Annotated in this window: 17 protein-coding genes; 5 read left to right on the top strand and 12 right to left on the bottom strand. The window is 45.0% G+C overall.

Annotated elements, in window-relative coordinates:
* Position 1 precedes the first annotated feature (1 nt).
* The 10 genes from resB to BUC05_RS02620 form a co-directional block, all read right to left on the bottom strand.
* On the bottom strand, positions 2-1,636 hold the full coding sequence (resB, locus tag BUC05_RS02665) for a cytochrome c biogenesis protein ResB (RefSeq protein WP_035204086.1): 1,635 nt from the start codon (positions 1,634-1,636) through the stop codon (positions 2-4).
* A 21-nt stretch (positions 1,637-1,657) separates the two neighbouring features.
* Positions 1,658-2,191 carry a thiol-disulfide oxidoreductase ResA gene (resA, locus tag BUC05_RS02660; RefSeq protein WP_011246675.1) on the bottom strand — a complete coding sequence of 178 codons (534 nt, stop codon included), beginning with the start codon at positions 2,189-2,191 and terminating at the stop codon, positions 1,658-1,660.
* 78 nt (positions 2,192-2,269) lie between these two features.
* Complete coding sequence (locus BUC05_RS02655; RefSeq protein WP_011246674.1) at positions 2,270-2,998, bottom strand: pseudouridine synthase; 729 nt, start codon at positions 2,996-2,998, stop codon at positions 2,270-2,272.
* Between the two features lie 175 nt (positions 2,999-3,173).
* Complete coding sequence (locus BUC05_RS02650; RefSeq protein WP_011246673.1) at positions 3,174-3,704, bottom strand: spore maturation protein; 531 nt, start codon at positions 3,702-3,704, stop codon at positions 3,174-3,176.
* Positions 3,701-4,300 (bottom strand): nucleoside recognition domain-containing protein, encoded by a 600-nt coding sequence (locus BUC05_RS02645; RefSeq protein ID WP_011246672.1) that lies wholly within the window; start codon positions 4,298-4,300, stop codon positions 3,701-3,703. The genes BUC05_RS02650 and BUC05_RS02645 overlap by 4 nt, the downstream gene beginning before the upstream one ends.
* Positions 4,297-5,439: a D-alanyl-D-alanine carboxypeptidase family protein gene (locus tag BUC05_RS02640; RefSeq protein ID WP_035204256.1), complete on the bottom strand. Its 1,143-nt coding sequence runs from the start codon at positions 5,437-5,439 to the stop codon at positions 4,297-4,299. Before BUC05_RS02640 ends, BUC05_RS02645 begins: the two co-directional genes overlap by 4 nt.
* 146 nt (positions 5,440-5,585) lie before the next feature.
* Positions 5,586-5,936: a stage V sporulation protein AE gene (gene spoVAE / locus BUC05_RS02635; RefSeq protein ID WP_011246670.1), complete on the bottom strand. Its 351-nt coding sequence runs from the start codon at positions 5,934-5,936 to the stop codon at positions 5,586-5,588.
* Positions 5,933-6,949, bottom strand: coding sequence for a stage V sporulation protein AD (spoVAD, locus tag BUC05_RS02630; RefSeq protein ID WP_011246669.1), 1,017 nt, complete (start codon positions 6,947-6,949; stop codon positions 5,933-5,935). Before spoVAD ends, spoVAE begins: the two co-directional genes overlap by 4 nt.
* Positions 6,949-7,419 (bottom strand): stage V sporulation protein AC, encoded by a 471-nt coding sequence (gene spoVAC / locus BUC05_RS02625; RefSeq protein ID WP_011246668.1) that lies wholly within the window; start codon positions 7,417-7,419, stop codon positions 6,949-6,951. The genes spoVAD and spoVAC overlap by 1 nt, the downstream gene beginning before the upstream one ends.
* A gap of 7 nt (positions 7,420-7,426) precedes the next feature.
* Positions 7,427-7,858, bottom strand: a complete 432-nt coding sequence (locus tag BUC05_RS02620; protein ID WP_035204085.1) for a YhcN/YlaJ family sporulation lipoprotein — start codon at positions 7,856-7,858, stop codon at positions 7,427-7,429.
* Positions 7,859-8,039: 181 nt separating this feature from the next.
* Here BUC05_RS02620 and BUC05_RS02615 point away from each other — a divergent pair, with 181 nt between their 5' ends.
* The 4 genes from BUC05_RS02615 to cls all read left to right on the top strand — a co-directional run bounded on the left by BUC05_RS02615 (position 8,040) and on the right by cls (position 12,410).
* A complete protein-coding gene (locus tag BUC05_RS02615; protein WP_011246666.1) occupies positions 8,040-8,726 on the top strand; it encodes a DUF421 domain-containing protein in 687 nt (228 codons plus the stop codon).
* Between the two features lie 173 nt (positions 8,727-8,899).
* A complete protein-coding gene (locus BUC05_RS02610) occupies positions 8,900-9,217 on the top strand; it encodes a phasin family protein (protein WP_235360792.1) in 318 nt (105 codons plus the stop codon).
* Between the two features lie 33 nt (positions 9,218-9,250).
* Positions 9,251-10,915: an ABC1 kinase family protein gene (locus tag BUC05_RS02605; protein ID WP_035204084.1), complete on the top strand. Its 1,665-nt coding sequence runs from the start codon at positions 9,251-9,253 to the stop codon at positions 10,913-10,915.
* Positions 10,916-10,943: 28 nt separating this feature from the next.
* A complete protein-coding gene (cls, locus tag BUC05_RS02600; protein WP_095254705.1) occupies positions 10,944-12,410 on the top strand; it encodes a cardiolipin synthase in 1,467 nt (488 codons plus the stop codon).
* Positions 12,411-12,447: 37 nt separating this feature from the next.
* Here cls and BUC05_RS02595 read toward each other — a convergent pair whose 3' ends face one another.
* A complete protein-coding gene (locus BUC05_RS02595) occupies positions 12,448-13,314 on the bottom strand; it encodes a superoxide dismutase (RefSeq protein WP_011246662.1) in 867 nt (288 codons plus the stop codon).
* Between the two features lie 177 nt (positions 13,315-13,491).
* On the opposite strand from BUC05_RS02595, the gene adh reads away from it, so the two are divergent.
* Positions 13,492-15,012: an aldehyde dehydrogenase gene (gene adh / locus BUC05_RS02590; RefSeq protein ID WP_011246661.1), complete on the top strand. Its 1,521-nt coding sequence runs from the start codon at positions 13,492-13,494 to the stop codon at positions 15,010-15,012.
* Positions 15,013-15,119: 107 nt separating this feature from the next.
* On the opposite strand, the gene BUC05_RS02585 is transcribed toward adh, so the two are convergent.
* On the bottom strand, positions 15,120-15,692 hold the full coding sequence (locus BUC05_RS02585) for a DUF2087 domain-containing protein (protein ID WP_011246660.1): 573 nt from the start codon (positions 15,690-15,692) through the stop codon (positions 15,120-15,122).
* Between the last annotated feature and the right edge of the window lie 3 nt (positions 15,693-15,695).

Here is a 15,695-nt window from a genome sequence, read left to right as displayed (position 1 = left end):
ATTATGCTCCTTCTGGGCGGCTCTCCGCTTCATCCTCTTGATCGACAGGAGGTATAAGCGCATTGCCTTCCAATGCATCGTCAATTTCCCTTTTAAAAGACAGCCAGTTCCGGTTTGTATGGCCAGCAATCCAAACTTCCCCTCCAACTTGTTGCAGCCACACACGCCTGTGAGCCCAGTACGACCCTTGAATGAGCCCAATAATAAAGATCGACCCTCCAGCAATTAAAAGTGGCATCGTCAAGTCTTTTCGGACCGTTAAAATGCTGACATTGACTAAATCGACATCAACAAATGTCATTTTATATTCATTTTCCCCTAACGGTTCTAAATTTTGTTGAATACCGACCATGCTTGTTTCACCATCTGGGGTATCAGGTGTATACATGGTAAAAATAAAGAACGGATTATTCGGCACACTTGAACGTGTAGATGGTTCATCATTACTATTCATATAAAAATCAGGGAAATATTCATCAAGCACCACGGAATACCCGTCGCCAAGGTCATAAGATTTCTCAGGATTAAGCAAATGAACGGTTAATTCGCCAAATGTATCGCCAGTGTCTTTATGTTCCAATGTAAACGTCATTTCATGCAACTCATTTAAGCGGTAATCCGTTTGATAAAGGGAAAATGAATCAAATTTGAGCGGATCGTTGACACGAATTTGCTTTTCTTGCACCTGTTCAAGCTCGCCGCTCTCTCCGACAATTCCTGATTCTTGCCGTTTATAAAGAACGGCATCGGTTTCAAACGTCTCCGGAACGACTGCATTGCTTGATGCAAACGCATCTTGGAAGCGCTCATCATTTTCGTCGTATAGCTCTACCGTAAAGCCACGGTTTTCGATAAAATAACCTTCTGTTTCTGGTATAGGGCTTTGTTCTCCTTCACGGACCCACATTTGCGTATCTACATACATGCCCGGAATGTAGCGAAGCAAACAACCGATCAGAAACAAAATTAAGCCTAGATGGTTAACGTACGGGCCCCAACGGGCAAAGCGGTTTTTTTCCGCAAGTACATTCCCATTCTCGACGCGAATGCGGTAGCGTTTACGTTTTAACCTTTCTGCCGCTTCAGAAATCGCTCGCTCCGCTTCTGAAGGCACGATTTCTGTCTTTGAAAATAAACGCTGCCGAGTCATAAAATGCTTATGGCGCGTTACCCGTTGCGACTTTAACGCTTTATACAAGGGTACGCCACGGTCAATGCTGGCAACAATAATAGAGATGCCAAGTGCGGCAATTAAAGCAATATACCACCACGAACTATACAGTTCATGCAAGCCCAAATTGTAATAAAGCAGTCCTAAGCTGCCATACTCTTGTTCATAAAATACTGCTGGGTCTTCGCCAATTAAATTTTCTTGCGGCAAGATCGTCCCGACTCCCGAGGCAAGCAGCAGCAAAACAATAATCCATACGCCGACTTTCACGGAAGAAAAGAAACCCCAAATCCGATCGAGTACCGTTACTTTCCGCTTTTTTGAGCGGATCGCTGCCCCCTCGTAGCGCATGTTCACGCCTTCTGTGCGCGCTTTTTCCGTCAGAGGCTTCCCACATGCAGCGCACATCTCGGTGCCTTCTCTGTTTTTATGTCCGCACTCACATACGTGCGTCTGTTCGTTCATGACAAATCCCCCCAGATGCCCTTATGCGTCAGGAACAATGCTTTGGAAAAATTCGTGGACCATTTCCTCTGTCATTGCGCCTGTATGTACTTTTTGCACAATGCCGTGCTCGTCCACTAAAATTGTAGCTGGAAGCGGGCCGATTCCATACGCCCGTGTTACTTCCCGGCGCTCATCAATGGCGACTGGAAAAGTAAGGCCATGGCGATTGATAAATGACTGGACCGTTAGGGGCGCCTCATCAACATTGACGGCAATCATTTCAACTTCGTCTTTGTATTGCTCATATGCATTTTCAATGTAAGGCATTTCCCGCTCGCACGGCTCACAGAACGTGCCCCAAAAGTTAATGAATACACCTTTGCCTTGATTTTGGCCAAGCTCAAACCGCTCCTGTTCCAGATCGACTAACGCAAAGTTGGTCGCCGGTTCTCCGACTTTAACTGCTCCCTGTTCAGAGGCGGCATTCGCATAAATCGTGTAGCCAATTGCACACACGATTGCAAATAACACCGTAAAACGGATAATGCTCCTTTTCTTTTTGCTTTTACCCAAGCGACGTCCCCTCCTCTCGCGAAAATGTGAACGTTTTCTTACATTATAGCGCTTTCTTCGTTTTGTCCGCCTGCAATTTTATGACGGTTTCGTGACAGCCAGTTCCTTTAATTGTTTGACTTCAATCGGCTTTAACGGCCTTGATTCGCCTGGATGTAAATGGCCAAGCGTTAAAAACCCGTAGCGCTCGCGCTTTAACTTTACAACAGGATGGCCAATTGCTTCAAACATCCGGCGGACTTGGCGGTTTTTGCCTTCATGGATAATGAGCCGCACAATTGCTGTTTGCTTTTTCTTGTCAATCGACAGGACTTTTGCTTTCGCCGGGGCAGTCTTGCCATCTTCTAAGACAATCCCGGTTTCAAGTTCTTTGATCCGTTTTCGTTCAGGGATTCCTTTCACTTTGGCAATGTACTCTTTTTCAATTTTATAACGGGGATGCATGAGCAGATGGGCAAACTCTCCATCATTTGTAAGCAGAAGCAAACCAGATGTGTCATAATCCAACCGGCCAATCGGATAAATTCTTTGTTCGCTTTCAATAAAATCTGTGACGACTTTCCGCCCTTTCTCGTCATTTGATGTTGACACGACGCCAGTCGGTTTATACAACAAATGGTAGACAGGCTCTTCTTTATCAAGGGGAACGCCGTCCACTTCAACAGCGTCTTTGCTTGGATTTACTTTTGTTCCTAATTCTGTAACCGTTTCGCCGTTTACTTTCACTCTACCTTCAACAATATATTCTTCTGCTTTTCTTCTCGAAGCCACTCCTGCTTTGGCGATAACTTTTTGCAATCGTTCCATCGTGTTCACCTCTTTGCCATCATACCGCCTTCAAGCAGCTGATACAAGTAGGCGAAAGTAGAGATTTAATCAGACTCGAAAAATCAAACAAATGACATAACATTTCCCCAATAGAAAAAAACGCGTCCAGCTTTTGCCAGCCACGCTCTTTTGCTTGTCATGTATTTCTCCTCGCTTACCCAAAGACGAGGCTAACGACGACAACAGCAGCAATCATGCCGACTAAGTCAGCAAGTAGTCCGACTTTGAGGGCATCGCCCATTTTCTTGATGCCGACTGCACCAAAATATACCGTTAAAATATAGAACGTTGTATCTGTGCTTCCTTGCAGCGTAGCAGCTAAGCGGCCAATGTAAGAGTCGGGACCATGGACAGCAGTTAGATCAGTCATTAACCCAAGAGCACCTGTTCCAGAAATTGGACGCATTAGCGCGAGCGGCACAATATCGGCAGGAATGCCGACCCAGCTTAGTACCGGGGCCATGGCGCCGACAAGAGCCTCCATCGCCCCTGAAGCGCGAAACACATAAATCGCGACGAGCATCCCGACTAAATAAGGGATAATCGAAACAGCCATGCTAAACCCTTCTTTTGCACCCGATACAAACGTTTCATACGTCGGCACGCGCTTAAACGAAGCCACCACGACGACAAAACCGATGAGCAACGGGATGAGCCACACGGAAAGCGATGTTAAATAGGTCATTTCTTTTTACGCTCCTTTCGCGCCCGGCGCATATAAAAAAGGCGGTCAATGCAAATCGCCCCTAGCATGGCGCAGCCAGAAGCTAAAATCGTCGTGCTGACAATATCTGTAGGCGCCGCAGAACCGTACGACATACGAATGGAAATGACCGTTGTCGGCACGAGCGTTAAGCATGCTGTGTTTAACGCAAGCAACGTGACCATAGAACGGCTCGCCTCTTCTTTGCCGCCATTTAGCCGTTTCAACTCCTCCATCGCCTTGATGCCCATCGGTGTTGCCGCATTGCCAAGACCAAACACATTAGCGGTCATGTTTGACAATATATAACCCATTGCTGGGTGATCTTTTGGCACTTCTGGAAAAAGACGCCTTGCAAGGGGATGGACCATTTTCGCCAATGCCTTGAGAAGCCCGGCCGCTTCTGCGACTTTCATCAGCCCAAGCCAGAATGTCAGTACGCTAATCAAGCCGATGCATATCGTTACCGCTTCTTTCGCCCCGGTGAAGACGCTCTCTGTCACCTCTGCCATTGTCCCGTTCACACCTGCATAGATAAGACCGATCAATAGCATACCGGCCCAAATCACGTTAATCATAAAGGCCGCACCCCAATGATGAATGTTAGCAACCGCCCAATCTTTTGAAACAAAGACACGTGCTCCTCTTCTTGAGCCTGATAATAAAGAGGGATTGATTCAATTGTTTTGCCATCAACCGTAAACGCTAACTTTCCAATTGGTTCAAGCAGCTCCTGGTCAGTAAACTTTCCTCTTTTCGGGGGATTCTTCAGCGTTAAAGCAGACTGCAACTGACTTTTCTCTTCTCTCGTTAGCGGATACACAACATCATACGGGACATACAAATTGCCTTCGTAAAATGGATCGACTTTGCTTTTCAGTTTCCCTTTTGACACGAGCCGTTCAAGGCTGTAATGCTCAAAGCCCCAGTTAAACATATGCATATGGTCGTCCCAGTCATCAGGGGCATTTAACGTAACGGCAATTAAATCAAGCCCGTCTTTGGAAGCGGTAGACACAAGCGTTCGTTTTGCTAATTTCGTATAACCTGTTTTCCCGCCGGTTGAGTAACTGTACTTCTCGGTAAGGAGGCGGTTTTTATTATGAAATACACGGACTTTATCGCCTTTTGAACGGTAGTCTTTTGTCGATGAAATATCTCGGTATTCTTCGTTCCCCATCGCATATTGCGTTAAAAGCGCCATGTCGTACGCACTCGACAAGTGGTCCTCATCTGTATCAAGTCCGTGTGGATTGCGAAATAGCGTATTAGACATGCCAATTTCCTCTGCCTTTTCGTTCATTAAAAATACAAAGCCTTCGACGCTGCCGCCAACATGTTCAGCAATCGCTATAGCTGCGTCGTTGCCGCTCCGTAGCATAAGCCCATACACCAAGTCGCGGAGCGTTAATTTTTCACCAGCCACTAAATACAGGGAGGAACCTTCTGTTCCCTCAGCACGTTTAGATACGGTTACTGTCTCGTCTAGCTTGCCTGATTCAATCGCTAAGATGGCCGTCATTATCTTTGTAATACTGGCGATTTTCAAAGGCTGATGTTCATTTTTGCTATACAGAACACGGCCAGAAGACTGTTCCATCAAAATAGCGGCCTGTCCAGAAACAGGAAATGTTGCAGGTTCATTCGCAAGCACCTCGCTACTCTGGAAAAAAAACAAGAACCCGACCAATAAACAGTGAACGATTGTTTTTTTCATCATACCCTCCAGCCTCCACTCCGTTTAGTACCACTTTATGCGAACAAGCTATGAATATGACGGGCTTGTTCGAATTCAACCACGACCAAAAACCTTTTCACCTGTTTTGAACGGCGAAAAGGTTTTTATTCTTACATACAAACAGTTTAGCCTTTTGGTTTAAAACAAAGGGAAGCCAAAAATCCAAAGATGATCGCAGCAGAGATACCGGCGCTCGTCACTTCAAAAATGCCGGTAATAATTCCAATCAAGCCGACGCGATTTGCTTCCATTAACGCCCCTTGTACAAGGGAATTTCCGAAACTTGTGATAGGTACAGTCACGCCTGCGCCAGCAAAATCAATTAACGGTTCATATAAACCAAAGCCGCTTAAAATCGCCCCTGATACGACGAGCGTCGACATCGTATGGGCTGGTGTCAGCTTGCCGACATCCATAAGCAGTTGGCCAATGACGCAAATGACACCGCCAACTAAAAAGGCCCACAAAAAAATCATGACATCCCTCCGTTCGCTTCAATCGACACCGCATGAGCGATACAAGGAATCGACTCTTTTTGCTGATAAGACAAAGGAGAAAGCAATGCGCCCGTTGCCACAACGAGCAACCGTTTTAACTCCCCTTTTTGCATTTTTTTCAAAAGATGCCCGTACGTGACGACAGCAGAACAGCCTGGCCCGCTTGCGCCAGCCATAACAGGCTGGTCTTCTTTATAGAGCATTAAGCCACAATCCTGAAACTTGCTGTGGTCAAGGTCATACCCTTGTTGCTTTAATAAGTCACGGCAGATCGGCAAGCCGATTTGGCCAAGGTCGCCCGATACAATTAAATCATAGTCATCGGGTTTGCTGTTCGTGTCGCGAAAATGGGCGGCAATCGTGTCAGCAGCAGCAGGCGCCATCGCTCCTCCCATATCATAAGGGTCGGATAAGCCCATATCGACAATGCGACCAATTGTTGCTTTTGTAACGACTGGCCCTGTGCCTGTTTTTTCAAGCAGGCACGCCCCGGCGGCTGTTGCTGTCCATTGCGCGGTAGGCGGTTTCTGGCTCCCATACTCAGTCGGGTAGCGGAATTGCTTTTCAGTCGCTGTGTTATGGCTTGAAGCGACGCTAATAATATGCCTGGCTCCGTTCGCTTCCATAATCATCGCACCGATCGCTAGCCCTTCCATCGATGTTGAACAAGCACCAAACATGCCTAAATACGGAATGCCAATGGTACGGCCGGCAAAACTGGAAGGCGTAAGCTGATTAACCAAATCGCCAGCAAGCATAAAGTTGACGTCTTCTTTTTTTAGGGACGCTTTTTTCAACGTTTCTGTTACCGCGCCTTCAATCAGAACAGTCTGCGCTTTTTCATAAGAATCTTCGCCGATCCATAAATCGTCATGCAATAAATCAAACGCTTCTGGAATGGCGCCATTTGCTTCAAACGGGCCCCCCACAGTTCCTGTCGCCGTTATGACTGGTTTGCTGTCAAAAATCCAACTCTGTTTGCCTGCGAGCATTAAAGCACCCCCACTTTCATTAAAATCGTTTTAATGAGCGCAATAAAGAAAGCGGCCACAGTGCCAAAAACAATAACCGAACCAGCTAATTTGAACATGTTGCCACCGACGCCGAGCACATACCCTTCCGTCCGATGCTCAATTGCAGCCGATGCAATCGAGTTCGCAAAACCAGTCACTGGCACTGCTGTCCCAGCCCCTGCAATTTGCGCAATCCGATCATAAAAGCCAAGGCCTGTCATTAACGTCGACAAAAAAATCAATACGGCGACTGTCGGGTTTCCGGCCGTTTTTTCGGTAAAATTAAAATTCGTATAAAAAAAAACGTGCAAACATTGTCCAATTAAACAAATAAAACCGCCAATAAAAAAGGCGTAAATACAGTTTTTAAGTACAGGCCGCTTTTTCTCATAAGAACTATGCAGTTTCTGGTATTCTTGTTGCTGCGGCGTAAGCTGTTTTTTTGCCATATGTGCCCTATCCTTTCGAATGCTTTTCAATGACATTGATCGTTTTTTCTAGCTCTTTTTCACTTAAATTGCCAGCTTTCACTTTGTTTTCAGCGTCCTCTAATTCTTTGTAGATTTTCTTATCTGTGGAAATGTGGATCGTATAATCTGGATATAATGCTTTGATCCGGTCAAATGCTTTTTTTCGTACGTCTTTTAATTGAAAGCGATCCACTTGCTTGACATGCATCGCCATGACCATTTCTTCTTTATACTGTATGCCTCTGACGCTGATCACTTCTTCCATCGCCAGAATCTCGTCCTTCGCCCTATCCGAAGCTTCTTGGCCATGGCCTGCGGCTTCCTGGAGTTTGAAGGCGCTGCCTCGTTCATCTTCAGCTTGAGTACAAGCTCCTAAACAGAGGAGAACAGCAAGTATCGAAACCAATTTTCTTTTCATGTTTAGTTTCACCTCCACCTACAAATCATATCTAGACACACACTTAGGTTGTTTTAGTTAGAAATCGTTTAAACATGAAATTTTTGTAAATTTTTCGCTTGCCTATTTAGCACTACATCATTATCTGCATTTGCTGCACTCTAATATACGAACAGATCTTGAAATTGGGGGATGGTAGACGATGGACGGGTATCTGTTTCTCACAACCGAGCTCATTGTTGGCTTCTTTGCTCTGCTGTTGCTAACAAAAGTTCTTGGCAAAAACCAAATTACACAATTAACACCGTTTGACTTTATTTCGGCACTCGTTATCGGCGAATTAGTCGGCAATGCCATCTATGATAAAGATATTGGCCTCCAGTATGTGCTCTATGCCATTTTCGTATGGGGCTCACTTATTTATTGTATTGAAATCATCACGCAAAAATTTCGTTTCACTCGGGGTTTCCTTGAAGGCACGCCAGCGATTGTGATTGCTAAAGGCCGAATTCAATATGAGGAACTCCGCAAAAATAAACTTGATTTGAACCAGCTCCAACATCTTTTGCGTGAAAAAAGTGTGTTCTCAGTCCGTCAAGTCGAATACGGCATTTTAGAAACAAACGGTACAGTAAACGTCCAACTCAAACCGCTTTACGCACAGCCAACTAACCGTGACCTTTCCCTAAACCCAAAAAACTTGCCAATGCCAATCCTGTTAATTATGGATGGGGAAATCATCAAAAAAGCTTTAAAGGAAATTGGTCAAGATGAAACCTGGCTTAAAGATCAATTAAAAGAGCGAGGCATCCTATCATATAAAGACGTCCTGTATGCTGAATGGATTGATGGCGAACCACTTTTCTTGCAAACATACAGAGCCGAGTAAAAGCAACAATTGCTTAATAAAAACAATTGTTATGTTTTGATAAACGAACATGAAACATCGTGCTTGCTTTTGTCGTAAAACAAGGAAACACATATTATATATTGATTGTGTTTGCCAACTGCTTTTGTATACAATGAACCTACAACATTAAATTGCATTAGGAGGGTGAAAAAATGGCAATGAAAGATCTTTTAAACAATATGTATTCCTTAGGTGTAGGCGCTGCTGCCGCGAGCAAAGAACAAATTGAAAAAACAGTCAATGATTTAGTGCAACGCGGTGAAGTCAAACGGTCTGAATCGAACCAACTTATCGATGACTTGCTGGCAAAGGGGCAAAAGGCGCAGGAAAATATGGAAAACATGATTCAAGAGCGGACGAAACAATTCTTATCGTCTCTAGATGTGCCGACAAAGGAAGAGGTCGACGCCCTTAAAGCGCGTGTCGCTGCCCTCGAAAAAGCCCTTAGCGAGAAGGACGCAGAAAAGTAACAGAACGAACTAGGACTGGAAAGGACGAAACCTATGTTAAAAACGCGCATTCGCTACCTTTCTAGGTACCAAGATATTATTACAGCCCTTTATCACTATGGCTTTGGCCAAATTGTCCGTGATTTAGGGCTGCTAGATCGCACTAAAAAACGAACCAAAAAAAAACGTGCCCAAGACTCTTCGCTTTCGGTCGCCAAGCGGATTCGCCTGCTTTTAGAAGAGCTTGGCCCTACTTTCATTAAACTTGGACAACTTGCGAGTACACGGGGCGACCTCTTTCCTGCTTATGTGCTAACCGAACTGGAGAACCTTCAAGACAATGTACCGAGCTTTGCCTATCAAGAGGTGAAAGACATCATTGAAGTAGAACTGGAAGCCCCCCTTGAGAAGTTATTCCGTTCCTTTGAGCCAGTCCCGTTGGCAGCAGCATCGATTGGACAAGTCCATCGGGCTGAACTGCCTACTGGCGAAAAGGTCGTCGTGAAAGTACGGCGCCCAGGAATCGAGCGCACGATTGAAACGGACCTTGCCATTTTGCAAGATTTGCTAGAGTTAGCCGAAGAGCGGATCGGTTGGGTTAAACGCTTCCGTCTCGTCGATTTGTTCCACGAGTTTGCCGAAGCGCTAAAAGAAGAAATCAATTATAAAAATGAGGCGCAAAACGCAGAACGGATTAGGCGGCAAAACTCGGAAACACAACATCTTTTTACACCGGTTGTCTACTCGTCTCATTCAACGATGAAGGTGTTGACGATGACCTATGTGGATGGCACGAAAATTACCGATGCTACATACGACAAAGGCTTTAACCAAGAGATTGTGGCTGAACGGTTTGCCACTGGGATGTTTGAGCAAATCTTTGTGCATGGCTTTTTTCATGGCGATCCACACCCTGGCAATGTCTTTGTCACGAAAGAGAACGAGATCATTTTGATTGATTTTGGCATGGTAGGCCGCTTGACAACTGATATGCGTCAAAATTTAGCATTGCTTGTCCTTGGTTTAAAAGGCCGCAATACCGACCGCGTCATGGAAGCTCTTTTCCGCATGGATATTGTTCACGACCACGTCGACCGTGACCGCCTCTGGGATGACCTTGACCATTTGCGGTTAAAATATTACGACATCCCAATGGCTGACATTTCTCTTGCCGAAGCTGTTCAAGACTTGTTCAACGTCGCCAATAAACATGATTGCATTGTCCCTGTCGATTTGACAATGCTCGGAAAAGCCCTATTATCAGTGGAAGCCATTGTCTCGTCACTTGCTCCGACATTGCGCATTATTGATATTGTGGAACCGTTTGGGCGTGTCTTGATTAAAGAGCGCTATGATCCACGCAACTTTGCTAAAAAAGTTCAAGCCGAATTTCAAGAAGGGATGGAAACATTGCGCTATTTCCCACGAGATATGCGCAACACGTTAAAAGATATCCGCGGCGGAAAATTAAAAGTCAATATCTCGATTCGTGAAATCCACCATCTGATTCAAAAAGTGGACCGAATTAGCAATAAGCTTGCTTTTTCGATCGTGCTCCTTTCATTTAGCATTATTATGGCTGGAGTCATTATCGGTGGCTCCTTAACGGCAGAGCCAACCATCTTATTGCAAATCCCTGCTATTGAAATAGGGCTTGTAATTACCTCACTAATGTTTTTTTGGATTATCTGGGCAATTTTTAGGTCGGGGCGTTTTTAGATCGTAAGAGAAAGTGGCAGTGATACTTATGATGATTGAATCTGCAATTGCAATACCAACATATTTGCTTGTCGCCCTCATGATCGTCAATATCTTGCTTGCCGCCATTTTAATTTTTATTGAACGGAAAGATGCACAGGCGACTTGGGCATGGCTGCTTATTCTGTTTTTTATTCCACTAGGCGGCTTTATTATTTACATTTTCCTCGGGCAAACATTAACACGGAGGAAAATGTTTGAATGGGAAGGAATAAAAAAAGTAGGACTCGAGCATTTCATTGAAGAACAAAAGCGTGACCTTTTAGACACTTCGTTCCGCTTTTATAGCCCTACTGTTGATAAAAATCGCGAATTGATCTATATGCATCTAATGAGCAACGACGCGCTGCTAACAAAAGAGAACCGTGTCGATATTTTCAGCGACGGCAAAGAAAAATTTGCGCAATTGTTAAAGGACATCAAACAAGCCGAGACGTTCATCCACATCCAGTATTATATTTTCCGTTACGATGAGATCGGAAAAACGATCGTGGATGCGCTGACAGAAAAAGCGCGCCAAGGCGTAAAAGTCCGCTTGCTCTATGATGACCTCGGTTCCCGGTCTTTGCGCAAAAAGTATTTAAAAGCGTTTCGTGAAGCAGGCGGAGAAATCGGGATTTTTTTCCCATCTAGGTTTACGATTGTTAACTTGCGTTTGAACTTCCGCAACCACCGTAAACTCGTTAACATAGATGGCAAATGCGGTTATGTCGGCGGCTTTAACGTTGGAGATGAGTATTTAGGAAAAAGCAAAAAATTTGGCTACTGGCGCGATACCCATTTGCGTATCGTCGGGCCTGCTGTCCAAGCGATTCAAACACGCTTTATCTTAGATTGGAACCAGGCTTCCAAACAATACCATATTTCCTACCATGATCGTTATTTTCCAGAAGTGCAGCCTGCTGGCGATACGCCTGTACAAATTGTCTCAAGCGGACCAGACTCGGAATTTGAACAAATCAAAAATGGCTATTTAAAAATGATCATGGATGCGCGAAAGTCGATTTTAATCCAGACGCCTTACTTTATTCCCGACCAAACGTTGCTTGATGCCCTTCGTGTCGCTGCACAAACAGGCATAGAAGTAAAACTGATGATTCCAAACAAACCGGACCATATGTTTGTTTACTGGGCAACCACTTCCCATATTGGCGAAATGCTAAGAGCTGGCGCAACGGTCTATCAGTATGAAAATGGCTTTATTCATAATAAAGTGTTGATCGTCGATGAAACGGTTTGTTCTGTCGGTACCGCTAACATTGATCAACGGAGCTTTAAGCTCAATTTTGAAGTGAATGCCTTTATTTATGACAGTCAAATCGCTGGCCAGCTAATAGCGGACTTTGAGAATGATGTAAAACACTCTACTCAAATTACGCCAGAAATGTATGAAAACAGGCCAATAAGCGTCCGCTTTAAAGAGTCAATTTCACGGCTGTTGTCGCCGATTTTATAAACAAAAACAAATCTAGGTCCCTCCTAGGTTTGTTTTTTTAATAGGGCACCCATTTTAACTGCGAGGCCTGGCGGTAACGATTTTCAGCTTCCTTCCAGTTCACAACATTCCACCATGCCTCAATATACGCTTTACGCTCATTTTGATACTTTAAATAGTAGGCGTGCTCCCATACATCCAACACCAACAGCGGCACTTGGTCTTGTTGGGAAAGGTTTTGGTGCTTTTCCGCCTGAAGAATTTCTAACCGGTGGGACCTCGGCGCGTAAATGAGCATCGCCCAGCCGCCGCCTTCGACTTTTTCAGCAGCATTGGAAAAATGGGCTTTCATTTTTTGAAAGGAGCCAAAGTCTTCTGTTATTCTTGCTTTTAGCAGCCCTTGCGGCTCTCCGCCCCCATTTGGTGACATGACATGCCAAAAAAGCGTGTGCAAATAATGACCCGCCCCATTGAACGCCGCTTCCCTCTCCCAATGCTTAATCAAATCATAATTTCCAGTACGTCTCGCCTTTTCCATTTCTTTCTCTGCTTTATTTAAATCATTGACATACGTCTGATGATGCTTTAAATGATGAAGGCGCATGGTCTTTGCATCAATGTACGGTTCCAACGCATTATATGAATAAGGCATTGGTGGTAGCCTATGACCGCCGATGGGGACGCTGTTATTTTTCCCTTTTCCTCTTAAATCGGCCATTACTACCCATGAGTCATAGGCGTGTTGAGCATGTTCGTTTGCTTGTGTAGGATCGTGTTCAAGCGCATATTCCAATTGGCTTAACGACTTTGTAAAAGGCTGTGTTTGCTCTTCTCCTATGGACCTGACAAACTCGCTTTCCTGCTCTTTCCAAAGCCTGGCAAGCTCATCTTTCCATTTTCTTAATGCTTGCTCATGCGAATCCACATTATTCCCTCCTTTTTCCTTTTCTCCCTACGTATATGCAACTGTTCTTGGCCAATTGCGAAAAAAGTATAAATTTGAAGGGAAACGCTTTCTTTATCTCGAAACTACGTATAAACCACATAAAAGGAGGAATTTCTCATGGCTTATCAACCATCTAGTACGGAAGACGCACTTTCCATGGCTTATCAACAACCTAATACGGAAGGGGCACTTGTCCATTTTAAGGAGCGCTACGACAATTTCATTGGAGGCGAATGGGTTGCTCCTGTCAACGGGCGCTATTTCGAAAACCGCAGCCCTGTGACAGGGAAGCCATTTTGTGAAGTAGCCCGTTCCAGTGCCGAAGACGTTGAATTAGCCCTTGATGCTGCCCATAATGCGAAGGCCAGCTGGGGAAAAATGCCTGCAGCCCAACGGGCCAATTTGCTAAATAAAGTGGCCGATCGGATCGAAGAAAACCTGGAAATGCTTGCGGTAGCCGAAACATGGGATAACGGAAAGCCGATTCGAGAAACATTAAACGCCGATATTCCTCTCGCTGTCGACCATTTTCGCTATTTTGCTGGCGTGATACGTGCCCAAGAGGGGACGCTTAGCCAAATTGATGAAAATACAGTTGCTTATCATTTCCAAGAACCACTTGGTGTTGTTGGTCAAATCATTCCTTGGAACTTTCCGATTCTAATGGCCGTATGGAAGCTAGCGCCTGCACTGGCGGCTGGTAATTGCGTCGTCCTTAAGCCGGCCGAACAAACGCCTGCATCAATTTTTGTTCTGCTGGAGCTCCTTTCTGATCTGCTGCCTCCAGGGGTCGTTAATGTGGTAAGCGGCTTTGGCCTCGAAGCAGGCAAACCACTTGCATCTTCACCAAGAATCGCAAAAATCGCCTTTACTGGAGAAACGACAACGGGCCGGTTAATTATGGAGTACGCATCTGCAAACTTGATTCCTGTCACGCTTGAATTAGGTGGGAAATCACCGAACATCTTTTTCAGAGATGTTATGGAGAAAGAGGATGACTTTTTAGATAAAGCGATTGAAGGGTTTGTGTTGTTTGCGTTAAACCAAGGTGAAGTGTGCACATGCCCATCTCGAGCGCTCATTGACGAAACGATTTATGATGCGTTTATCGAAAAGGCGCTCCAACGTGTTGCTGCCATCAAGCAAGGCAATCCACTGGACCCGGAAACGATGATGGGCGCCCAAGCATCTGAAGAACAGCTGGAAAAGATCTTGTCCTACCTAGCTATTGGCAAAGAAGAAGGGGCAGAAGTTCTTGCAGGCGGCAATCAAAGGCAGTTAAGCGGGGATTACAGCGGCGGCTATTATGTAGAGCCTACCGTTTTCAAAGGAACAAACAATATGCGGATATTCCAAGAGGAGATCTTTGGTCCTGTTGTTTCCGTTGCGACATTTAAAGATGCAGATGAAGCACTTCGAATTGCTAATGATTCCCTTTACGGTCTTGGTGCAGGCGTATGGACACGCAACATCAACACCGCTTACCGCTTTGGACGTCAGATCGAAGCCGGCCGTGTCTGGGTGAATTGTTATCATGCTTATCCAGCACATGCTGCGTTTGGCGGTTATAAAAAATCAGGTGTAGGCCGTGAAACACATTTGATGATGCTTAACCATTACCAGCAAACGAAAAACATGCTTGTCAGCTATAATGACGACTCGCAAGGATTCTTTTAATTAATGTTCGCGGCTGTTAAAACCGATAAGCCCCAGCCAGAGGCACATGCCTTTGGCTGGGGCTCGTTTTCACGGGGCGATCGTTCGTGCTAGTGTGGAACAAGTGATTAAACAGGCCACATCTCCCGAGGGTTTAGTTCATACTTCCCGTCTTCCCGGAACATAAAATGGGACATGACCCATTCGCGTCGGACGGTGGCATAATCATCGTAAAACTGTTGAATATGATTGTTAATGTCCTCTTCCGTATAAACTTTCCCAGTCCGCAGTCCCTTTGTCATGTATTCAAGCATAATCAGTTTCTTTTTCCGCTGTGCAGGCAATGTTTTCAGCCTGCCATTTGCCAGCAAAAAATTTCCGATGACTTTTTGTTTGACTTCCTCATCTACTTCGATTGCTCCAAACATGTCTTCACTACCAAGCAACACAATCGCTTGCGCCATTTGCATTAATTTCTTTTCATGCAAATAGAAATAAATCGTGTTTTTATCACGCCTTTGGTAAATTAAATCAATGTCGCGCAGTTTGGCAATGTGATGAGAAATGGTTGGCGGTTTTAAGCCAAGTTTTTCTGCGATCGCCTGCCCGTGAAGAGGCCCATCTTTTAACAAAGCAATGATGCGCAAACGAGTTTTGTCTCCAAGCGTTTTGTGAAAATTGACAAGCCGGTTTAATTGCATCGC

This window comes from Shouchella rhizosphaerae, assembly GCF_900142675.1.
GTDB lineage: Bacteria > Bacillota > Bacilli > Bacillales > Bacillaceae_D > Shouchella > Shouchella rhizosphaerae.
The sequence above is the reverse complement of the archived record's forward strand: the minus strand, read 5'-3'. Positions and strand labels throughout refer to the sequence as shown.